Annotated in this window: 20 protein-coding genes and 1 tRNA gene; 12 read left to right on the plus strand and 9 right to left on the minus strand. The window is 72.6% G+C overall.

Annotation, left to right across the window (positions count from 1 at the left end):
- Window positions 1-2 precede the first annotated feature (2 nt).
- Genes AB4880_RS11785 through AB4880_RS11800 form a run of 4 tightly spaced genes read left to right on the plus strand, consistent with a single transcriptional unit; the run spans window position 3 to window position 4,881 of the window.
- On the plus strand, window positions 3-998 hold the full coding sequence (locus tag AB4880_RS11785) for an AurF N-oxygenase family protein (RefSeq protein ID WP_367919431.1): 996 nt from the start codon (window positions 3-5) through the stop codon (window positions 996-998).
- 3 nt (window positions 999-1,001) lie between these two features.
- Entirely contained in the window at window positions 1,002-2,696 is a 1,695-nt protein-coding gene (locus AB4880_RS11790; RefSeq protein ID WP_367919432.1) for an FAD-dependent oxidoreductase, read from the plus strand.
- Window positions 2,697-2,716: 20 nt separating this feature from the next.
- Complete coding sequence (locus AB4880_RS11795; protein ID WP_367919433.1) at window positions 2,717-3,421, plus strand: TetR/AcrR family transcriptional regulator; 705 nt, start codon at window positions 2,717-2,719, stop codon at window positions 3,419-3,421.
- Window positions 3,421-4,881, plus strand: a complete 1,461-nt coding sequence (locus AB4880_RS11800; RefSeq protein WP_367919434.1) for a flavin-containing monooxygenase — start codon at window positions 3,421-3,423, stop codon at window positions 4,879-4,881. The genes AB4880_RS11795 and AB4880_RS11800 overlap by 1 nt, the downstream gene beginning before the upstream one ends.
- A 96-nt stretch (window positions 4,882-4,977) precedes the next feature.
- On the opposite strand, the gene AB4880_RS11805 is transcribed toward AB4880_RS11800, so the two are convergent.
- Entirely contained in the window at window positions 4,978-6,387 is a 1,410-nt protein-coding gene (locus tag AB4880_RS11805; protein ID WP_367919435.1) for a VWA domain-containing protein, read from the minus strand.
- Window position 6,388: 1 nt separating this feature from the next.
- The gene (locus tag AB4880_RS11810; protein WP_367919436.1) at window positions 6,389-7,273 is read right to left on the minus strand and encodes an AAA family ATPase; all 885 of its coding nucleotides are present in this window, start codon (window positions 7,271-7,273) and stop codon (window positions 6,389-6,391) included.
- A gap of 124 nt (window positions 7,274-7,397) precedes the next feature.
- Here AB4880_RS11810 and AB4880_RS11815 point away from each other — a divergent pair, with 124 nt between their 5' ends.
- Together AB4880_RS11815 and AB4880_RS11820 are read left to right on the plus strand one after the other, a co-directional pair.
- Window positions 7,398-7,775 carry a hypothetical protein gene (locus AB4880_RS11815; RefSeq protein ID WP_367919437.1) on the plus strand — a complete coding sequence of 126 codons (378 nt, stop codon included), beginning with the start codon at window positions 7,398-7,400 and terminating at the stop codon, window positions 7,773-7,775.
- A 77-nt stretch (window positions 7,776-7,852) separates the two neighbouring features.
- On the plus strand, window positions 7,853-9,208 hold the full coding sequence (locus AB4880_RS11820; protein WP_367919438.1) for a helix-turn-helix domain-containing protein: 1,356 nt from the start codon (window positions 7,853-7,855) through the stop codon (window positions 9,206-9,208).
- Window positions 9,209-9,234: 26 nt separating this feature from the next.
- Here AB4880_RS11820 and AB4880_RS11825 read toward each other — a convergent pair whose 3' ends face one another.
- The 3 genes from AB4880_RS11825 to AB4880_RS11835 form a co-directional block, all read right to left on the minus strand.
- The gene (locus tag AB4880_RS11825) at window positions 9,235-9,873 is read right to left on the minus strand and encodes a hypothetical protein (protein ID WP_367919439.1); all 639 of its coding nucleotides are present in this window, start codon (window positions 9,871-9,873) and stop codon (window positions 9,235-9,237) included.
- A gap of 80 nt (window positions 9,874-9,953) precedes the next feature.
- Entirely contained in the window at window positions 9,954-10,100 is a 147-nt protein-coding gene (locus AB4880_RS11830) for a hypothetical protein (RefSeq protein WP_367919440.1), read from the minus strand.
- Window positions 10,101-10,308: 208 nt separating this feature from the next.
- Window positions 10,309-10,398: transfer RNA gene (locus tag AB4880_RS11835), tRNA-Ser, on the minus strand.
- Between the two features lie 135 nt (window positions 10,399-10,533).
- Between AB4880_RS11835 and AB4880_RS11840 the strand changes: the two genes are divergently transcribed.
- The 3 genes from AB4880_RS11840 to AB4880_RS11850 all read left to right on the plus strand — a co-directional run bounded on the left by AB4880_RS11840 (window position 10,534) and on the right by AB4880_RS11850 (window position 13,743).
- Window positions 10,534-11,760, plus strand: a complete 1,227-nt coding sequence (locus AB4880_RS11840; RefSeq protein ID WP_367919441.1) for a GAF domain-containing protein — start codon at window positions 10,534-10,536, stop codon at window positions 11,758-11,760.
- Window positions 11,761-11,854: 94 nt separating this feature from the next.
- Entirely contained in the window at window positions 11,855-13,378 is a 1,524-nt protein-coding gene (exaC, locus tag AB4880_RS11845) for an acetaldehyde dehydrogenase ExaC (protein ID WP_367919442.1), read from the plus strand.
- Entirely contained in the window at window positions 13,378-13,743 is a 366-nt protein-coding gene (locus AB4880_RS11850; protein ID WP_367919443.1) for a DUF779 domain-containing protein, read from the plus strand. The genes exaC and AB4880_RS11850 overlap by 1 nt, the downstream gene beginning before the upstream one ends.
- A gap of 116 nt (window positions 13,744-13,859) precedes the next feature.
- On the opposite strand, the gene AB4880_RS11855 is transcribed toward AB4880_RS11850, so the two are convergent.
- From AB4880_RS11855 to AB4880_RS11870, 4 genes are all read right to left on the minus strand, one after another.
- Window positions 13,860-14,291, minus strand: a complete 432-nt coding sequence (locus AB4880_RS11855) for a nucleoside deaminase (RefSeq protein ID WP_367919444.1) — start codon at window positions 14,289-14,291, stop codon at window positions 13,860-13,862.
- 20 nt (window positions 14,292-14,311) lie between these two features.
- Complete coding sequence (locus AB4880_RS11860; RefSeq protein ID WP_367919445.1) at window positions 14,312-14,794, minus strand: tRNA adenosine deaminase-associated protein; 483 nt, start codon at window positions 14,792-14,794, stop codon at window positions 14,312-14,314.
- A 125-nt stretch (window positions 14,795-14,919) separates the two neighbouring features.
- Window positions 14,920-15,591, minus strand: a complete 672-nt coding sequence (locus tag AB4880_RS11865) for a class F sortase (protein WP_367919446.1) — start codon at window positions 15,589-15,591, stop codon at window positions 14,920-14,922.
- Between the two features lie 165 nt (window positions 15,592-15,756).
- Window positions 15,757-16,446 carry a response regulator gene (locus AB4880_RS11870; protein ID WP_367919447.1) on the minus strand — a complete coding sequence of 230 codons (690 nt, stop codon included), beginning with the start codon at window positions 16,444-16,446 and terminating at the stop codon, window positions 15,757-15,759.
- A 158-nt stretch (window positions 16,447-16,604) separates the two neighbouring features.
- On the opposite strand from AB4880_RS11870, the gene AB4880_RS11875 reads away from it, so the two are divergent.
- From AB4880_RS11875 to AB4880_RS11885, 3 genes are all read left to right on the plus strand, one after another.
- Window positions 16,605-18,926 (plus strand): sensor histidine kinase, encoded by a 2,322-nt coding sequence (locus tag AB4880_RS11875; RefSeq protein ID WP_367919448.1) that lies wholly within the window; start codon window positions 16,605-16,607, stop codon window positions 18,924-18,926.
- 28 nt (window positions 18,927-18,954) lie between these two features.
- Window positions 18,955-19,599 (plus strand): uracil phosphoribosyltransferase, encoded by a 645-nt coding sequence (upp, locus tag AB4880_RS11880; RefSeq protein ID WP_367919449.1) that lies wholly within the window; start codon window positions 18,955-18,957, stop codon window positions 19,597-19,599.
- A gap of 169 nt (window positions 19,600-19,768) precedes the next feature.
- Window positions 19,769-21,343 (plus strand): Re/Si-specific NAD(P)(+) transhydrogenase subunit alpha, encoded by a 1,575-nt coding sequence (locus AB4880_RS11885; protein WP_367919450.1) that lies wholly within the window; start codon window positions 19,769-19,771, stop codon window positions 21,341-21,343.
- Window positions 21,344-21,348 lie beyond the last annotated feature (5 nt).

A 21,348-nucleotide genomic window follows, 5' to 3' on the forward strand; every position in this document is an offset into this window, starting at 1 on the left:
CCATGACTGCGACCGCCGACGCCCCGATCGACACCACGCACCTCGACGGCCTGAGCTACCAGGACACCCTGCGGGTCCTGTCCCAGGCATCGGTCGACCAGCACTTCGACGCGTTCAAGGACATCGCCTGGGACAGCCCGGAGCTCGAGGTCGTCGCCGACGACCCACGCTGGATCCTCCCCACGGTCGACTCGCTCGGCGGCACCGAGTGGTACCGCTCGCTCCCCCGCGAGCGCCAGATCGAGATCGGCATGTACCGGATGGCGAATATCGCCAAGGTCGGCCTGCAGTTCGAGCAGATCCTCATCGGCGGCATCATGAGCCACCTCATCGCGATGCCCAACCAGCGTGCGGAGTTCCGCTACTCCACGCACGAGGCGACCGAGGAGTGCCACCACACCCAGATGTTCCAGGAGGCGGTCAACCGGATCGGCATCGACGTCCAGGGCGGCCCGAAGTGGTTCGTCAAGGTCGCGCCCTTCCTGTCGCTGGCCGGCGGCCCGCTGCCCAACATCTTCTTCTTCGGCGTCCTCGCCGGCGAGGAGCCGATCGACTACCTGCAGAAGTCGGTGCTCCGCTCGGGTCACGAGATGCACCCGATCATCACCCGCGTGATGCAGATCCACGTGGCCGAGGAGGCCCGCCACATCGGCTTCGCGCACTCCTACCTGGTCGAGCGCTCCAAGGACTACGGTCGCCTCCAGCGCGCCGGCCTGTCGCTCGCCTTCCCGGTCATCATGCGCGTGCTGTGCGACGTGATCATGAAGCCGAGCCGGCAGATGCAGAAGGACCTCGGCATCCCGAAGAGCGTCATGCGCGAGGTCTACTGGAAGTCCGACTCCTCCCAGAAGCTGCTGCGCGACACCTTCGGCGACGTCCGGATGCTCGCCGACGAGCTGGGCCTGATGAACCGCGTCTCCCGCCTGGTGTGGCGCGCGCTCGGCATCGACGGCCGTCCCTCGCGCTTCCGCAGCGAGCCCAAGTCCGCCGCGGCCTGAGCCATGGCGTACGTCGTCACGCAGTCCTGCTGCGCCGACGCCTCGTGCGTCGTCGCCTGCCCGGTCAACTGCATCCACCCCGCCCCCGGCGAGCCGGGCTTCGGCACCACCGAGATGGTCTACGTCGACGCCACCGCCTGCGTCGGCTGCGGCGCCTGCGCCACGGCCTGCCCGGTCGGCGCGATGGTCCCCGATGCCGCGCTGACGACGAAGCAACTGCCCTTCCTCGAGCTCAACGCCGCCTACTACGACGGGTTCCCCCACGCCGACCGCACGCCGGTCGCGCTGGTCCCGCCGCAGCGCCGGCTCACCCGCAGCGGCCCGTTCCGGGTCGCCGTCATCGGCGCCGGCCCGGCGGGGCTCTACACGGCCGACGAGCTGCTCAAGCACCCCGAGATCGGCGGAGTCGACGTCTACGACCGGCTCCGCACGCCGTACGGGCTGGTGCGCCACGGCGTCGCCCCCGACCACGCCTCCACCAAGCTGGTCACCCGGCTGTTCGAGGCGATCGAGCGGCAGCCGCGGTTCCGCTACTTCCTCGACGTCGAGGTGGGCACGCCCGACGGCGTGACGCTCGCCGACCTGCGCGCCCACTACGACGCCGTCGTCTACGCCGTCGGCGCCTCCGCCGACCGCAGCCTCGACATCCCCGGCGAGGGGCTCGCCGGCTCGCTCCCCGCCACCGCCCTCGTCGGCTGGTACAACGGCCACCCCGACCAGCAGGCGCTCGACGTCCCGCTCGCCGCTGAGTCCAACCCGTCGGGGCGCGCGGTCGTCGTCGGCAACGGCAATGTCGCCCTCGACGTGGCGCGCATCCTGGCCCGGCCGCTCGCCGCCCTCGAGCGCACCGACCTGGCCCCCGGCCCCCTCGAGCAGCTGCGGACGAGCGCGGTCCGCGAGGTCGTCGTCCTGGGCCGGCGCGGCCCGGCGCAGGCGGCGTTCACCGTCCCCGAGCTGATCGGCCTGGCCGCGCTCGACGACGTCGACATCCTCGTCGACGCCGACCCCGCCCTGCTCACCGGCGACGACCAGCGCAGCGCACTGCTCCGCGACCTCGCCGAGCGCCCGGTCGACCCGGCGTCGACGCGGCGCCGGATCGTGCTCGCCTTCGCCGCTTCGCCGGTCGAGATCCTGGGCGACCACGGCCGCGTCACCGGCGTCCGGGTCGCCCGCAACGAGCTGGTCGAGGGCCCCAACGGCGCGGTCCGCGCGGTCGCGACCGATGACGTCCGCACCATCGAGGCGGGCCTGGTGATCCGCTCGGTCGGCCACCGCGGCCGGCCCGTCGCCGGGCTGCCGTTCGACGAGGCGGCGGCCGTCGTCCCCAACGACCGGGGGCGGGTCCGGCCCGGCGTCTATGTCGTGGGCTGGATCAAGCGCGGCCCGGTCGGCTTCATCGGCACCAACAAGACCGACGCGCAGGAGACCGTCGCGACCCTCCTCGACGACCTCGACGCGGGCCTCCCGGCCCCCACCGGCTCGGCCGACGCCGTCGCCGCGCTGGTCGCGGCCCGCCACCCCCAGTCCGCCGACCTCGCCGCCTGGCAGCGACTCGACGCCGCCGAGCGCGAGCGCGGCGCCCGGACCGGCCGCCCGCGCGCCAAGATCACCGACGTCGCCGAGCAGCGCGCGGTGGCCACGCCGACCGTCGCGCGCCGCCGCGGACTGCTGCGTCGTACGGTGTCGCTGACATCGTGAGCACGCGAGGAGGTGTCGTCGTGGCCACCAGGCGGGATTCGACCGACGGCCGCAAGCGCCGTTGGCAGCAGCACAACGCCGACCGCCGGCAGGCCGTCATCGACGCCGCGCTCACCGTGCTCGCGCGCCTCGAGCCCGGCGCCGAGCTGAGCGTCCAGCAGATCGCCGACGAGGCGTCGGTCCACCGCACCGTCCTCTACCGCTACTTCGAGGACCGCACCGACCTCGACGTCGCGATCCAGCAGGAGATCTGCACCCGCGCCGGCGAGCTGCTGCTCGCGGCCGTGACCCTCGAGGGCACGCCGCGCGAGATCGTGCACCGGATCATCGACGCCTACGTCGGCTGGGGCGTCGACAACCTCCAGCTGATGCGCTTCGCCGAGCGCGACATCCCCGGCGCCGCGTCGAAGCCGCTCGACGTCGCGATCGGCCAGATCGCGGAGCAGATCGAGCTGGTCATCGGCGGCTTCCTCGCGCTGCTCGACGCCGAGGTCGGCGACGACGACCGCGACGCGCTCACGCCGTACGTCTTCCTGCTGGTCGGAGGCGTGATGGCCGCCGTGCGCAGCTGGAGCGGGCGCGCCGAGCTGCGCCCCGACGTACCGCAGTTCACCCGGCTGCTCGCCGACGTGACCTGGCTGCAGATCGAGGGCCTCGCGGCCTCTCGCAAGATCGAGGTGCCCGACCTGCCGGTCGAGCAGCTCCTCAACCTCAAGGAAGCCTGATGAGCGACTCCTCCGCCACCCACTTCGACGTGCTCATCGTCGGCGCCGGACTCTCCGGCATCGACGCGGCCTACCACGTCGGCAAGGCGTTCCCGGAGCGCACCTACGCGATCCTCGAGATGCGCGACGCGCTCGGCGGCACCTGGGACCTGTTCCGCTACCCCGGCATCCGCTCCGACTCCGACATGTACACCCTCGGCTTCGGCTGGAAGCCGTGGAAGGGCCGCAAGGCGATCGCCGACGGCGCCGACATCCGCTCCTACCTGCAGGAGGCGGCGCGCGAGAACGGCATCGACCAGCACGTCCGCTACCACCACCGGCTGGTGCACGCGGAGTTCTCCACCGCCGACGCGCGCTGGACCGTCACCGTCGAGCGCACCGACACCGGCGAGACGCTCGAGCTCACCGCGAGCTTCCTGTGGTCGACGTCCGGCTACTACCGCTACGACGAGGGCTTCACCCCCGACTTCGAGGGGCTCGGCGACTTCCAGGGGCAGGTCGTCCACCCGCAGCACTGGCCCGAGGACCTCGACTACCAGGGCAAGCGGGTCGTCGTCATCGGCTCCGGCGCGACCGCGGTGACCCTCATCCCCGCGCTCGCCGACTCGGGCGCCGGCCACGTCACCATGCTGCAGCGCACCCCGACCTTCATCGTCAGCCAGCCGCTCACCGACCCGCTGTCCTACCGGCTGCTGCACACCCTGCCCGACAAGATCGCCGGCAAGCTGGTGCGCGGCCGCTACCTCGCGATGACGATCGGCTTCTACGAGTTCTGCCGGGCGCGCCCGCGCGAGGCGCGCGCGCTGATCCGCCGGATGAGCGAGCGGCAGCTGCCCAAGGACGTCTCGTACGACGAGCACTTCACGCCGCCGTACGCCCCCTGGGACCAGCGGCTGTGCGTCGTCCCCCGCGGCGACCTGTTCAAGGCGCTGCGCAAGCACACCGTCGACATGGTCACCGACCGGATCGCCCGCTTCACCGAGAAGGGCATCCTGCTCGAGTCGGGCCGCGAGCTCGAGGCCGACATCATCGTCACCGCCACCGGCCTCAACCTGCAGGTGTTCGGCGGCGCGACGCTCGCCGTCGACGGCGTGAAGGTATCGCTGCCCGAGACCATGGCGTTCAAGGGGATGATGCTCAGCGACATCCCCAACTTCGCGTTCATCGTCGGCTACACCAACGCCTCCTGGACGCTGAAGGCCGACCTGGTCTGCCAGTACGTCGTCAAGGTCCTCCAGCACATGGAGGCCACCGGCAACCGGATCGTGATGCCGCGCCGCGACCCCGCCGTCGCCGAGGAGCCCTTCCTCGACTTCGAGGCGGGCTATGTGATGCGCTCGATCACGCAGTTCCCCAAGCAGGGGGCGATCGAGCCGTGGCGGCTGAAGATGAACTACTTCAAGGACCTGCGGGTGTTCAACAAGCCGCCGACGGATCCGGCGCTGGAGTACAGCGCCTGACGCTGCGCACGGGCTGCAGGAATCCCCGCTTCAGCGGGGATTCCTGCGCTTCCTGACGGTTGCAACGGCCAGGAAGCGCAAGTTTCCGTCAGGAAGTCACCACGCCAGCTCGTGCACGAACTCGCTGAGCTGGGTGAGGTTGCGGCACTCGATCATCCGCACGATCTCGCCGTACGGCAGGGCGGCCGAGTCGCCGGTGCCCCAGTTGCGCTGGTGCTCGGGGTTGAGCCAGAACGACCGCTTCACCGAGCCGGCGAGCTGCTTGAGCGTGTCCTCGTGCAGGTCGCTGTAGTTGGAGCGCGCGTCGCCGAGGATCAGCAGCGTCGTCTTCGGCGTCAGCGCGTCGGCGTGCTTCTCGGCGAACTTGGTGAACGCCCGGCCGTAGTTGGTCCGCCCCCACAGCGCGGCATGGCTCGCCGACGCCGACAGGTCGGCGAGGACGTCGACCGGGTCGGCGCCGGGTCGGAAGTGGCCGGTCACCTCGTGGACGTGGTCGATGAAGGTGAACGCCCGCATGCTCTGGAAGACCTCGCGCAGCGCGAACACGAAGAGCAGCGTGAACTGGGCGAAGTTGGCCACCGACCCGCTGATGTCGCACAGCACCACGAGGTCGGTGCGGTGGGGGCGCTTGGGGCGGTGGTGGGTGGTGATCGGGACGCCGCCGGTCGCGATCGACGCGCGCACGGTACGGCGGAAGTCGAGCGGCGCAGTGCGTGCGTGGCGGGAGTGCTGCTCCTTCGCGAGCCGGGTGGCGAGCCGGCGGGCGAGCGGGAAGATCTCCTTGCGCATCTCCTCGAGGTCGGTCCGGCGCGCGGCCATGAACGCGAGCTTGTCGATGCTGGGCCGGACGGCGACGTCGGCGACGTGGTCGGGGCCCTTCTCCTCGGCGATCCGGCGGCGGGCGTCGTCCTCGACGAGCGCGGTGAAGGCGCCGATCCGGCGGTTGGCGACGCGGCGGGCGTCGTCCCCGTCGCCCTGGTCGCTCGCGGCCATCAGCGCGGCGACGAGCCGGTCGACGAGCTCCTGCGGCGCGACCCGCTGCAGGGCGGTGTAGGCCGACCACGACGACAGGCCCGGCCCGCGGCCCGGCATCGACCCGAACCGGCCGACCATCTCGGCCGCCAGCCGACGCATCTCGGCGGGGTCGACCTCGCCGGCCTCGAGCAGCTCGGCCAGCCGGTCGCGGAAGTCGACGAGGGCGGTGGCGTTGTCGCGGACCGCGCCCTCCGTCGTACCGGCCTCGTCGGCGGCGGCGGCCGCGCCGTTGCCCACCATCGGCGGGAAGTAGACGTCGAAGAGTGCGTCGAAGGTGGTCCGCTGCGCCTGCTTCTTCACCAGCGTCGCGGCGAAGGCGTCGCGGACCGTCGTCCGGTCGGACCAGTGGACGGCGGCGAGCGCGGCGACCGCGTCGAGGTCCTCGGCGAGCGAGACCGCCAACCCGGCGCCGCGCAGCGCCTCGACGAACGCCAGGTGGCGGTCGAGGAGTCCGGACTGCTCGGGGCCCATGTCAGGCCCTCGCCAGCTTGAGCTCCTTGACCGCGCGCTCGTGGTCGGACTGGTGCTTGAGGACGGCGCCCAGCGTCCGCACGATCGCGGCGTCGTCGAGGTCGCGGATCTCGAGCGCGATGAGGGTGCGCGCCCAGTCGACGGACTCGGCGATCGAGGGCGCCTTCTTCAGCTCCAGCTCGCGCATCCGGCCGACGGTCTCGACCAGCTGCTCGGCGATCCGGTCGTCGAGGCCGGGGACCTGCTGCTGCAGGATCTGCCGCTCGCGGGTGTGGTCGGGGTAGTCGATGTGCAGGTAGAGGCAGCGTCGCTTGACCGCCTCCGACAGCTCGCGGCTGGCGTTGGAGGTGAGGACGACGTACGGGCGGCGGGTCGCGGCCACCGTGCCGAGCTCGGGGATGGTCACCTGGAAGTCGCTGAGCACCTCCAGCAGCAGGCCCTCGACCTCGATGTCGGTCTTGTCGACCTCGTCGATGAGCAGCACCGTCTGCTCCTCGCGGCGGATCGCGGTCAGCAGCGGCCGCGTCAGGAGGAACTCCTCGGTGAAGATGTCGTCGTGGGTCGCGCTCCAGTCGACCCCGTCGCTGCCGCTGCCGGCGGCGTTGGCCGCCTGGATGCGGAGCAGCTGCTTCTTGTAGTTCCACTCGTACAGCGCCCGCGCCTCGTCGAGGCCCTCGTAGCACTGCAGCCGGACCAGCTCGGCGCCCGTCGCCCGCGCCACCGCCTTGGCCAGCTCGGTCTTGCCCACGCCGGCCGGCCCCTCGAGCAGCAGCGGCTTCTCCAGCGCGCCTGCCAGGTACGTCGTGGTGGCCGTCGCGGCATCGGCCAGGTAGCCGGCCTCGGCCAGCCGGGTGTCCGCGTCGGACGGAGAGTCGAACCAGGTCATGGCCCCATCCTGCCGGGTCGGTCCCGGTCGTGACCCGGAGGCGTCCAGGTCGTTGAGATCCACGACGGACAAGACGCCGACATCGAGCCGACATCGAGCCGACATCGAGCAAGGGGGGGACGCTGTGCAGGACGTTCCCGCGCCCTCGCGCTGGTTCCGTGCCGCGGTCCACTCGGTGCGGACGGCGACGACCGTCGCCGCGCTCACCCTGCTGGTCGGCTTCGGCGCGATCAGCGTCATCACGCCCCCTCCGCCGAGCGCGCCGTCGCAGCAGATCGGCATGTCGTCGGGTCCGCTCGACGACCTGATGCAGCGCAACCGCTGCTCCTACACCGGCTTCGACCGCACCGTCATCCCGAGCACCGCCATCGTGCGCCGTCCCGACGGCGCCACCGAGCTGGTCTCCTTCGACCGCGGATGGGCGGTCTTCACCGGGCAGGCCGACGGCGAGCTTGTCGCTGTCTGCCTGGGTCCGGAGGCTGCCGCGGGCGTCCTGCGGTGAGCCCGCGTCACTCCCGTCCGACCGACACACCGTCGCGCCGGTACCGCTGAGTGGCGCGTCAGGGAAGAATGGGGCTCGTGGACGCACACCTCGCGGAACTCAGCCGCACCATCGACGCCGCCGAGCTCGGCCGGCGGATGCGCATCGCCCGGGTCGCCGCCGGCATGACGCAGGCCCAAGTCGCGGGCGACGACGTCTCCGCGGCCTACCTCTCGCGCATCGAGGACGGCCAGCGCCGCCCCGAGGCCGGCCTGCTCGAACGGATGGCGGGCCGGATGGGCGTGACGCTCGAGGCGCTGCTGCTCGACGTCCCCCGCGACAAGGTGCACGAGCTCCGGCTCGCGGTCGACCACGCCGAGCTGGCACTGCGCGCCGGCGACCCGGCCGCGGCGCTCAAGGGCGTCGACGCCGTCCTGGCCGACTCGGCCACCGAGCGCGTCGACTTCCTGCAGCGCGCCGCCCAGCAGGTCCGGGCCAGTGCGCTCGAGGCCGCCGATGACCTCGACGGCGCGATCCTGCTGCTCGAGGACCTCACCTCCGGCCCCACCCCCGACGCCGGCTGGCTCACCCCGCTGATCGCGCTGTGCCGCTGCCACCGCGACAGCGGCGACTACGCCCGCGCGGTCACCGTCGGCGAGCAGGCCGCGGCGCTGATCGCCGAGCTGGGCCTCGACGGGCTGTCCGAGGCGGTCCAGCTCACCGTGCTGGTCGCCGGGGCGCACGAGATGCAGGGCGACCCCGCCCAGGCGCTGCGGGTGTGCACGCAGACGCTGGAGGCGGCGGGGAAGTACGGCGCGGCGATCGACCGCGCCACGGCCTACTGGAACGCGAGCGTGGCCGAGTCCGGCCGCGGCGCCGTCCACGCCGCCCTCGACCTGAGCCGCAAGGCGCTCGCCCTGTTCGAGCTCAGCGACGACCACCGCAACCTGGCCCAGCTGCGGGCCACCTACGCCGGCCTCCAGCTGATGGCCGACCCGCCGAACGCCGAGGCGGCCCTCGCCACGCTCACCGACGCCGAGCGCGAGCTCGCCTGGTCGGGCGCGTCGGCCACCGAGATCGGCCAGGTCCACCTGGTCCGCAGCCGGGCGCACTTCCTGCTCGGCGACCTGTCCAGCGCCCGCGAGCACGTCGAGAAGGCGGCCGCCCAGGTGCCCGCGTCGGCCTCCGTGCTGCGCGCGTCGACCGCCGTCATGCGGGGCCGGATCGCGTTCGCCGAGGGCGACGCCGACAACGCGCGCGAGCTGTTCCGCGAGGGCGTCGCCGCGCTCAACGACGCCGGCTCCGACCGCCGGGCCGCGCAGCTGTGGTTCGAGCTCGCTGAGCTGCTCACCGAGGTGGGCGACACCGAGGGGGCCGTCGAGGCGTTCCGGAGCGCGGCCGCCTCGACCGGGCTGCGGGTGCCGACGCGCACCAGCGCGGTGCCGCAGGCCTGAGGCTGTCGGGCCCGGCCGCGCCGGGCCTAGTGCCAGGTGCTCGGGCGCCGCGCGACGTCGTACAGCGACTCGACGGCGGCCGGCGCCAGCGTGTCGCCGTGGCGCAGCAGCCAGTCGGCCAGCAGGCGCTGCGGCACCACCGCGACACCGGACGACCGGCTCGTGACCCCCACCTCGTCGGAGTCGGCCGGCACCACCAGCCCCTCGACGGCGACCGGGTGCCCGTACGCCGCACCCAACCGGCGCCCGGCCCGCTCGGCCTGGTGGCGCGCGCTGCGGAGGACGCGGACGCCGGCGCCCGGACGGCGCGTGGTGGTGATCGTGAACACCCCGCCGGGGCCGATCACGAGCTGGTTGATGGCGCCGGCCCGGGGACCGGGCGGGATCGCGTGCAGGACCCGCCAACGGCCGTCGTCGGCCTGCGCGCCCAGGACCCGCGTCAGCACCGAGGTGATCGGCGCCGGCGGGTGACGGCCCTTCCAGTCCGCGATCGCGCACAGGAGGAGCGGCTCGTACGGCGGCGCGCTCGGGTGCGCGGTGCCTGCCTCGAGGTCGCCGTAGCCGACCTTCGTGCCGTCGGCCAGCTCGACGTACAGCCGATCCTGGCCGTGCCGGCGCCACCTCTTCACGACCCAGGTCGGGACGCCGCCGCTCGGGACATCCACGACAGCATCATGAGGCAAGTCCAGTCATCATGCGCCGCTTCCGACTGCCTGCCGAGACGGGCGCACCCCTCGGCCGGCGCTCAGCCGGCGCGTACGGCGGCGAGCTGGCCGAGGTCGAAGTACTCCTCGATCCGGGCGATCCGGCCGTCGATGACATAGCCGCGCAGGATCGCGGGCACCCGCGCCGCGCGCTCGCCACGCTCGATGACGATGTCGTGCTGACGCACACCACGGTCACGTCAAGGTCCGGACCAAAAGACGATGGGCTGCCGCGCGAAGCACCGACCCAAAGGTGCGGACCTAGACGGGGGAACAGGGGGTAGCGAGACGAGCGGCCGTAAACGGCGAGAGCCGCCCTCGCCCCGGTCTCCCGGGCCTCAGGCGGCTCTCTTCAGACTTTCGTCTGCCTGGCTACCGATCGATGTCTGTAGCCGCTGGCGGTGACGGAGGGATTTGAACCCTCGGTGGACTTGCGCCCACAAACGCTTTCGAGGCGTTCTCCTTAGGCCGCTCGGACACGTCACCGCGGGAGACATTACCGGAGCCCGGGTCCGCCCCCGAAATCGGCCGGGCGCATCGGCCGGGAGGGGCCGTGCAACCTGTTTGCAACCTTCGACCGGGATCGTCGGGTCGGGAGAGGCTGGCCAGGTGGGAGACGAGATGTCCACGGGACTGATGACGAAGGACGCGGGCACGCGCCGGATGCGCGCGGAGGTCGCCGCGTCCTGGGAGCGCTCGGCCGCGGCGGGCGTCGACGTGGAGCAGGCGGACGCGCCGATCGCGCTCGAGGCGCCCGACCTTCGGGGGCAGCGGGAGGCGCACCCGCTGGCGCGGGTCCTGCCGCTCCTCGACGACGTCCTGGGGCGCGAGGTGCGCGACTGCGGCGCGGTGATGGCGCTGGCCGACGCCGAGGGCACCCTGCTGTGGGTCTGCGGGACGCCGGACCGGCTGCGGGAGGCGGAGCGGATCGGGTTCGTCGAGGGCAGCAACTGGGACGAGCGGCTGGCCGGGACCAATGCGCCCGGGCTCGCGCTGGCGACCGGGCGCGAGGCGCTGGTGACCCGCGAGGAGCACTTCCGTACGGCGGTCCGCGCGTGGACCTGCGCCGCGACGCCGATCCACGACCCCGGTACCAGCCGGCTGCTCGGGGTGCTCGACGTGACGGGCGGCGACGCGCTCGTCGTACCGCAGACGATGGCGATGGTCCGCGCGGCCGCCCGGCTCGCCGAGGCGGAGCTCGCGCGCCAGGCCCCGTCGCAGCCGGCGCCGCCGCCCGACCGAGCGACCGGGCTGCGGCTGGTGCTCGAGATCCTCGGTCGCGACGAGGCGCTGCTGAGCGTCGACGACGGTCGCGGCCGGCCGTCGCAGCTGCGGCTGAGTCGGCGGCACAGCGAGATCGTCGCGCTCCTCGCCTCCTCCCCCACCGGCCTCACCGGCGACGAGCTGGGCGTCCTGCTCTACGAGGAGGACGGCGGCACCTCCACCCTCCGCGCCGAGCTCAACCGGCTCCGCGGCCTGCTCGGCGACGACCTGCTCGCCAGTCGCCCCTACCGCCTCGCCGCACCCGTCAGCGGCGACTGGCTCGCCGTCGAGGCGCAGCTCGCCGCGGGCGACGTCCGCGCCGCCCTCCGTGGGTACGACGGGCCGGTGCTGCCGCGCTCGACCGCGCCCGGCGTCGTCCGGCTCCGGGAGGCCGTCGCCGCTCCCCTGCGGCAGGCGCTCCTGCGCTGCGCCATGCCCGACCTGATGTCAACCTGGACCCGGTCCGGGTGGGGGCGCGACGACTACGACATGTGGGTGGCCCAGCAGCGCGTCGTACCGCTGACGTCGCCGATGCGCGCCCTCGTCGACGGCCAGCTGGCCCGCCTCGACGCCGAGCTCGGATGAGGTCGCGGGCGTCGCAACGAGGCCGCAACGTTCGCGCTCCTAGCGTCGTGATCGCCGTCACATCGACGATCCCGACTCACCTCTGGAGCACGCCATGACCGTCTACGCAGCACCCGGCCAGCCCGACTCGCTCGTCACCGTCGCCGGCCGGTACGGCCACTACATCGGCGGCCAGTGGGTCGACCCGATCCAGGGCGGCTGGTTCGAGAACATCTCGCCCGTCAACGGCAAGCCGTTCACCGAGATCGCCCGCGGCACCGCCGAGGACATCGAGGCGGCGCTCGACGCCGCCCACGCCGCGGCACCCGCGTGGGGCAAGACCTCGACCACCGAGCGCGCCAACGTCCTGCTCCGGATCGCCGACGTGATGGAGGCCAACCTGGCCGCGATCGCCGTCGCGGAGACCTGGGAGAACGGCAAGCCGGTCCGCGAGACGCTGGCCGCCGACATCCCGCTCGCCATCGACCACTTCCGCTACTTCGCCGGCGTCCTGCGCGCCCAGGAGGGGACGATCGGCGAGATCGACGAGAACACCGTCGCCTACCACTTCCACGAGCCGCTCGGCGTCGTCGGCCAGATCATCCCGTGGAACTTCCCGATCCTGATGGCGGTCTGGAAGCTCGCGCCCGCGCTGGCCGCCGGCAACGCCGTCGTCCTCAAGCCGGCCGAGCAGACGCCCTGGTCGATCCTCAAGCTGATGGAGCTCGTCGGCGACCTCCTGCCCGCCGGCGTCCTCAATGTCGTCAACGGCTTCGGCGTCGAGGCCGGCAAGCCGCTCGCGTCGTCGCCGCGCGTCGCGAAGGTCGCGTTCACCGGCGAGACCACGACCGGCCGGCTGATCATGCAGTACGCCAGCCAGAACATCATCCCGGTCACCCTCGAGCTCGGCGGCAAGAGCCCGAACATCTTCTTCGAGTCGGTCGCCGACCAGCGCGACGCCTTCTACGACAAGGCGCTCGAGGGCTTCGCGATGTTCGCGCTCAACCAGGGCGAGGTGTGCACCTGCCCGAGCCGCGCGCTCGTCCAGCGCTCGATCTACTCCGACTTCGTCCACGACGCCGTCGCCCGGGTGGAGCGGATCAAGCAGGGGAACCCGCTCGACGACACCACGATGATCGGTGCGCAGGCGTCGAACGACCAGCTGCAGAAGATCCTGTCGTACATCGAGATCGGCAAGGAGGAGGGCGCCAAGATCCTCACCGGCGGCGAGCGCAACGTCCTGGACGGCGACCTCGCCGAGGGCTACTACGTGACGCCGACCGTCTTCGAGGGCGACAACTCGATGCGGATCTTCCAGGAGGAGATCTTCGGCCCCGTCGTCTCGCTGACCGGCTTCGACGAGGAGGCCGACGCGCTCAAGGTCGCCAACGACACGCTCTACGGCCTCGGCGCCGGCGTCTGGTCGCGCGACGGGTCGCAGGCCTTCCGCGCCGGCAAGGAGATCCAGGCCGGCCGGGTGTGGACGAACTGCTACCACGCCTACCCCGCCCACGCGGCCTTCGGCGGCTACAAGCAGTCGGGCATCGGCCGCGAGACGCACAAGATGATGCTCGACCACTACCAGCAGACCAAGAACCTGCTGGTGTCGTACAGCCCGGACGCGCTCGGCTTCTTCTGATGTCGCGCGTGGACGTCACCGGTGAGGCGGCGGCGCTGGTCCGCCGCCTCACCGAGGCACACGGGCCGGTCATGTTCCACCAGTCCGGCGGATGCTGCGACGGGTCCGCGCCCATGTGCTACCCGGACGGCGAGTTCCTGCTCGGCGACGCCGACGTCCATCTCGGCGACCTCGACGTCGGCCTCGACCGGGCGGTGCCGGTGTGGATGTCGCGGGCCCAGTTCGCGTACTGGTCGCACACCCACCTGACGATCGACGTGGTGCCCGGCCGGGGCGCGGGCTTCTCGCTGGAGGCGCCGTACGGCGTGCGCTTCCTCATCCGCTCGCGGCTGCTGACCGACCACGAGGTCCCCGCAGCCCAGTGACGCCCACCCGTCACAAACTGCCCCCCAAATCACGCCGACCCGGCAGAAAGTGGCTTCGTAGCGAGCCACTTTCTGCCGGGTCGGCGCGAAGTGTGCGCAGTTTTCTGCCGGGTCGGCTATCGGTGGGTGGCGAAGAAGCCGTCGAGCAGCGCGACCGACTCGTCGGCGAGGACCCCGGCGACCACCTCCGGGCGGTGGTTGAGCCGGCGGTCGCGGACGACGTCCCAGAGCGAGCCGACGGCACCGGCCTTGTCGTCGTAGGCGCCGAAGACGACGCGGTCGACCCGCGACAGGACGGCGGCGCCGGCGCACATGGTGCACGGCTCGAGGGTCACCACGAGGGTGCAGCCGGTGAGCCGCCACTCGCCACGGGCCCGGGCGGCCTCGCGCAGCGCGACCACCTCGGCGTGGCCGGTCGGGTCGGCGTCCCGCTCGCGGACGTTGCGTCCGGTGCCGATGACGGCGCCGGACGGGTCGACCACGACCGCGCCGATCGGGACGTCACCGGTGGCCAGCGCGGCCGACGCCTCCGCCAGCGCGGCACGCATCGGCTCGACCCAGGCCGCCCTCACGCGGACGTGAGGCCGACGACGTCGTCGTACAGGTCGCCGAAGCCCAGGCCCCGGGCGACCTCCGAGAGCATCTCGTCGGGGTAGAGCTCGTCGTCGTCGAGGATCGCGGCGAGGTCCATGGCGTCGACACCGAGGTCGCTCAGCAGCTCGAGGTCGCCGGCGGGCTCGGGGTCGTCGTCGTCCTCGACGGGCGGCAGCCCGAGGTGCTCGACGACGATCGCGGCGAGCTCCCACTCGGTCGCGGCGGTGACGTCGGACAGCATCACCCGCGTGCGCGGGCCGGCGACGCGGACGACGATGAAGAAGTCCTCGTCGACGGCGACGAAGCCGACCGCGCCCCCGTCACCGGGGAAGCGGCGCAACGCCGACGCGAGCGTCTCGACGTCGGTCGCATGGTCGGGGGCCAGCTCGGCAACCTGCCAGACGCCTTCCTCACGGTAGGCGGCCAGCGCGAAGTCGACGGCGTCGCTTGCGGGCATGTCTTCAGCGTGACATGGGATCGGGCGCAGGACCAGAGGAATTCCCGGCGCCCTCGGTCACGTCCGCGGTCAGCGTGGTGACGTCGTCGTCGGCGGCTTCGCGCCGCCGTCGGCCGGTCCGGGCGTCAGCGGGCCACCACCACGAGCGGCTCGGCGTACCAGACCGTACGACGGGTCCACCGGCCCGCGCCGAGCCGACGGCCCGAGCACACCACGATCACGGCCTGTTCCGGTCCCCAGTCACGGAAGGCCTTGGCTCGGGGCAGTCGGGCCGCCGGGTAGGACCGCCGCGCGCTCACCCGATAGCAGACGGTGCGTCCGTCGGCCGCGCGCAGCGAGAAGGTGTGACCGGGCCGGAGCCGGCCCAGCAGCGCGTTGCCCAGTGCCGAGCCGTCCGGCCAGGTGTGGGCGTCGAGGATGACCGAGCCGACGCCGGCGCCGGGCCGGGTCGCCCGGTCCCAGCCGACCAGACTCTTGCCGGCCTTCGTCACCGGCGGGGTGCCGATGGCGCCGTTCGCCGTACGACGCACCGGCACCACGCGGACGTCGCGCCCGAGCACGTCGACCCGCGCGCCCACCGGCCGGAAGCCGGACCTAGCGGTCGTGGCGCAGGCCGTCCGCGCCGCGGGCTCCGCGCCCGCGACGGCCGGGCCCGGCAGCAGCGTGGCGACGGTGGCGAGCGCCAGCAGCAGGAATCTCAAGGGGAGCGTCACCAGGCCGTCGACCGCGAACGGCTCGGCACCCGCACCGAGGCCCGGCCGGGCCCACGCCCGAACCCCGTCAGCACCTGTCTGCACCGTGCACCCCTCCGCGTCCTCCACAAGAAATCTGTCGGACGCCGATTCAAGGCGAATGCGTGGGTCGAGAACGAGAAAGAAGCGGCTGAGGAACGAATTGACCTCCTTATAGGGGTCACGTCCCGGCGGGAAATGACCCCTATGATGGGGTCAGGACACCGGCTCTCATCCGTCGGTCGCCGGCAGCAGGCCGTCGCGTGCCGCCTCGCGGTGCAGCTCGATCTTGGTACGCGCGGGCCTGCCCGCGTCGGCGTACTTCACCTTCACCCGGTCGAGGTACTTCTTGGCGGTGTCCCGCTTGACGCCGAGCGCGCGGGCCACCGCGTCGAGGGTGAGGCCCGACGCGTAGAGCACCAGGGCGCGCTCCTCCTGGTCGCTGAGAGGCGGCCGGGCGGAGTCGGCCGCCATCACACTCGCCATCTCCGGCGTGATCCAGTGTCCGCGTCCCAGGACTGCCCAGGTCGCGGCGACGATGTCCTCCTCGGAGTCGCGTTTGCCCACGAAACCGTTGACACCGGCGCGGATCATCGCGCGTACCTGCGGCGCCGAGGCGAGCGCCGAGAGCACCAGCACCCGCATCCCCGAGCCGATCAGGTCGGCCACGACCCGCGGGTCGGCGTCCGCCCCGCGGTCGACGACGAGGTCGAGGACGATCAGGTGCGGCCGGCCACGGACGTCAGTCGTGGCGAGCCAGGGAACCAGCTCGGCGAGGCTCTCGGCCGTGCGGACGACGCGCAGCCCGGACTGGCCCGACAGCAGCTCCTCGGTGCGCATCCGCTGCAGGCGGTGGTCCTCCACGATCGCGACCCGCCAGAAGCGATCCTCGGCCGGCCGGCTCTCCTCGCTCGACGCCAATTCCTCGCTCCTTCTCGAATTCGTTCCCGAGCGAGAGCGAATGATGCCACGCGCCGAATATCCACGCCGTCCTCCAGAGGAATTCACGGAATTGAGGACCGACGGCCGCACCCCATATTCTCGACCGTCCCGTCCCCCATACGGCCCCCAGGAGAGTCATGCGCGCTGCGCTGCCCGTGGCGTGGCGTCGGTTCGTCTCCGGCTTCGAGCCGGACGCGCCGCAGGCCGGCTGGGCGACACGCAGCACGTACCTGGCGATCCGCAACGCCTTCCTGGTCGCCGTGCTCGTCTTCCAGGCGCTGGTCGCCGTCGCGCTCCTCGCCGAGGGACACGACCACGCGTGGCTGCTCCCGATCCTCGGGGCGCACGCCGCGCTCGCGCTCGCGGCCTGGCGGGCACTGCGCGGCGGCTTCCCCGCCGGCCTGCTGCCCGTGCTGCTCTACGCGCTCGCGGCCCTCGACATCGGGCTGACCTCCGACCAGCAGGGCGTGATCGTCTACACCGCGTCCTGGATGGCGCACCTGGCGAACGCGCTCCCGTCGTTCTTCCTCCCCGGGCGCCGCGCCTTCGTGGCGCAGCTGACCGGGTTCGGGGTGTACGCGGGCGTCGTGCTGAGCGTGCACCCCGACTGGGGGCCGATCATCGTCCGCGGCGAGACGATCGCCGGGTTCTCGATCTTCCTCGGGACGCGCGCGGCCGTGGCGGTGCTCGCCGAGCTGACCGCACGCGCCGATGAGCGCGCCGCCGAGGCGGCGGCCGAGGCCGAACGCGCCGCCTGGCTGCGCCAGGTCGGCCAGGAGGCCGCCGAGGCCGCGCGGGTGCTGCACGACACCGTGATCAACACGCTGGCGGCGCTCGCGTCGGGCGGCGGCGCGACCCGCGACGCCGCCGTGGTCCGCGACCGGTGCCGCAGCGACGTCGCCAAGGTGACGGCGCTGCTCGACGCGACGCCGCCGCCCGAGCCGAGCGCCGGGCCGCTGGACGCGCTGTTCCACACCGGTCTCGACATCCGCCGGACCGGACTCGACGACGACGCCCTCGTCGCCGCGCTCGACGACGTTCCGACGGCGGAGGCGCTCGGCCGGGCGGCGTACGAGGTGGCCCAGAACGCCGCCAAGCACGCCGGCGTCGACGAGATCGAGGTCGACGTCCGCCGGACCACGGGCGGCGTGCGGGTCACCCTCGTCGACCGAGGCGTCGGCTTCGACCCCGCACGCACCGTGCTGCGCGGGCTCGCGACGTCGGTGCGGCAGCGCGCCGGGGCCGTCGGCATCGAGGTCGACCTGACGTCGGCACCGGGCTCCGGCACGACCGTCGTCCTGACCGCGCCCGGCACTGCGCCACGGCCCGCCCCCCAAGGCCTCGCAGCCTGGTCGACCGACGACCTCGCGGCCGTGGTGAGCACGGTGCGGACCGGCGCCGTGTGGATGTGGTCGATCGGTGTGCTGCTCGCCGGGATCGTGCTCGAGGTGGGGACCTATCCCGGCCGGCTGACGCCGACGTACCTGACGCTCGCGCTCGGCGCGCTCGCCGTCCTGGTCATGTGGCGCACGCGCACCGCCTCGGCGAGGGTACGGCGACTCGCGCTCGGCACGCTCGTCGTCCTCGACGTCGTGGGGCTCGCGCTGTCGATCTCGACGTCGGAGTGGGCGCAGGTCGACCCCGTGCTGTGGCAGACGGTGTCGACGACCGGCATCCTGCTGCTCCTCCACGTCCACTCCGGCTCGCGGCTGGCCGGCCGTTTCGGCCTCGGCGCGCACCTCGCGACCGCCGTGGTCATCGCCGCCGCCGTTGCGCCTTGGTCGACGTCCTCGGCGCTCATCGTGCTCACCGGCGGCACGATCGGCGTGCTCCTCGTCCTGGCCTTCGGACGCTTCGACCGGGCCCTCGGCGAGATCGGCACGCTGCTCGCCGCCGACGACCGGGCGCTCCACGCGTCCCGGGTCGAGGCCCAGGAGCGGCAGGCGGCCACCGACGCCCGCACCCGGTGGCGCTCGGCCGGGCTGCAGCCGGCGCTGGCGCTCCTCGCCGACATCGGTGCCGGCCGTCTCGACCCGACCGACCCCGCCGTGCGGGCCGCCTGCGGGCACGAGGAGTCGTACCTGCGCCAGCTGATCCAGCTCGACCCCGAGCTGGTGCGGATGGGCCCGTGGTTCGTGCGGGCGCTGAGCAAGGCGCGCGAGCGGCAGGTGCGCTTCGCGGTGCGCAGCGGCGACCGCGAGCCGGAGGAGCCGGCCGACGCCCGCGCGCTCGGGCGGCTGGTGCTCGCCGCGGTCCGGACCGTGCCGAGCGACGCCGAGCTCACCGTGACCCTGTTCGGCAGCGGCGACGGCCTCACCCTCACCGTCGTCGGCACACACCCGGGGCTCGAGCCGGTCGCCGACCGCTGGCGCGCGCCCGCCGGCGCGACGGCCACGTTCACCCCGCTCGGGGCACAGGACCTGGTCGAGGTGCGGCTTCCCGCTCCGGCGTTCTCCTGAGCGAGGTCCGTCACACTAGGCTGCGCCCATGCGCACCATCGTCGTGGACCACCCCCTCGTCGCCCACAAGCTGACCGTGCTCCGCGACAAGGACACCGACTCACCCACCTTCCGGTCGCTGGCCGACGAGCTGGTGACGCTGCTGGCCTACGAGGCGACCCGCGACGTGCGTGTCGAGCCGACCGACATCGAGACGCCGGTGGCCCCGACGACCGGCACCCGGCTCGCGACGCCGCGCCCGCTCGTCGTACCGATCCTCCGGGCAGGGCTCGGCATGCTCGACGGCATGATGCGGCTGCTCCCGACGGCGGAGGTGGGCTTCCTCGGGATGGTCCGCAACGAGGAGACGCTCGAGGCGGTCACCTACGCCGAGCGGCTGCCCGACGACCTGACCGGGCGCCAGTGCTACGTCGTCGACCCGATGCTCGCGACTGGCGGCACGCTCGCCGCGGCGATCCGCTTCCTCGTCGACCGGGGCGCCGACCACATCACCGCCGTATGCCTGCTGGCCGCCCCCGAGGGCTGCGCCCGGCTCGAGCAGGAGCTCGCCGACCTCGACATCCCGGTGACCGTCGTCACCGCGGCGATGGACGAGCGGCTCAACGAGAAGGGCTATATCGTCCCCGGCCTCGGCGACGCGGGCGACCGGCTGTACGGCATCGCCGCGGGCTGAGCCCGCCCTCCGCGCCTGAGCTACCCCCGAAAGGGGCTTCACGCCACACCAGTACCGGTGAACGCAACGGGCATCCCCTAGATGTACGTCACACGTAAGACGCGCCCCGTGAGGGGGTGAGGTCTGTGTAGGTTGACTCGCGTTTATCCACAGAAGGGCTGGAGGCTTGATGCTCATCGGCATCCCGCGCGAGTCGAAACCGGGCGAATCCCTGGTTGCGGCGACCGCCAAGACCGTATCCCAACTGACCAACCTCGGCTACGACGTGATCGTCGAGTCGGGCGCCGGCGACCTCGCCGACCAGCCCGACACCGCGTTCACGGCTGCTGATGTGGCCGACGGCCGGGTGGTCAGGATTGGCACGACGCAGGAGGTGTGGGCCGCCGACGTCGTCGTCAAGGTCAACGCCCCCACCGACGAGGAGATCGGCCGCCTCAAGCAGGGTGCGACGATCATCTCGATGATGGCGCCGGGCCGCAGCCCCGAGCTGCTGGACAAGCTGCAGGCGCAGGGCGTGACCGGTCTCGCGATGGACGCCGTCCCGCGGATCTCGCGCGCGCAGTCGATGGACGTGCTGTCCTCGATGGCCAACGTCGCGGGCTACCGCGCGGTCGTCGAGGCGGCCCACGAGTTCGGCCGGATGTTCACCGGCCAGGTCACCGCCGCCGGCAAGATCCCGCCGGCCCGCGTGTTCGTGGTCGGCGCCGGCGTGGCCGGTCTGGCCGCGATCGGCGCGGCGTCCGCGATGGGCGCGATCGTGCGGGCGTTCGACGTCCGCCCGGAGGTCGCCGAGCAGGTCGAGTCGATGGGTGCGCAGTTCGTGCATGTCGACATGGAGCAGGAGGTCTCCTCCGACGGCTACGCCAAGGAGATGTCCGAGGCGCAGGTCGCCGCGACCGCCGCGATGTACGACGAGGAGGCCCGTGCGGCCGACATCGTCATCACCACCGCCCTGATCCCGGGACGCCCCGCGCCGTCGCTGATCACCGCCGAGACCGTCGCCGGCATGCGCAACGGCTCGGTGATCGTCGACATGGCCGCCGCCAACGGGGGCAACGCCGCCGGCACCGTGACCGACCAGAAGGTCGTCACGGCCAACGGCGTCACGATCCTCGGCTACACCGACCTCGCCGGCCGCCTGGCCGCGCAGACGTCGCAGCTGTACGGCACGAATATCGTCAACCTGCTCAAGCTGCTGACCCCGGAGAAGGACGGCGTCCTGACGCTCGACTTCGACGACGTCGTGCAGCGCGGCATCACCGTCGTACGTGCCACTGCAGATGGGGCGGAGTCGACCTGGCCGCCCCCGGCCGTGCAGGTCTCAGCCGCCCCCGCCAGTCAGTCGGGCGCTGCCGTCGAGGCCGCTCCGGCGAAGGAGCCGAAGGCTCCGATGAGCGCGGGCAAGAAGGTCGGCGTCGCGCTGGCCGCGATCGCCCTGTTCTGGCTGATCAACGCGATCGCCCCGACCGACGAGCTGCGCCGGCACTTCACGGTGCTGATGCTGTCGATCGTGATCGGCTACTACGTGATCGGCAAGGTCGCGCACGCCCTGCACACGCCGCTGATGTCGGTCACCAACGCCATCTCCGGCGTCGTGGTCGTCGGCGCACTGGTGCAGATCGGCACCGACGACACGCTCGTCATCGGCCTGTCGGCCGTGGCGATCCTGCTCGCGTCGATCAACGTCTTCGGTGGCTTCGCGGTGACCCGCCGCATGCTCGCGATGTTCAGCAAGGGAGCCTGACCAAT

This window comes from Nocardioides ginsengisoli, assembly GCF_039537225.1.
In the GTDB taxonomy this organism is placed as follows: domain Bacteria; phylum Actinomycetota; class Actinomycetes; order Propionibacteriales; family Nocardioidaceae; genus Nocardioides; species Nocardioides ginsengisoli.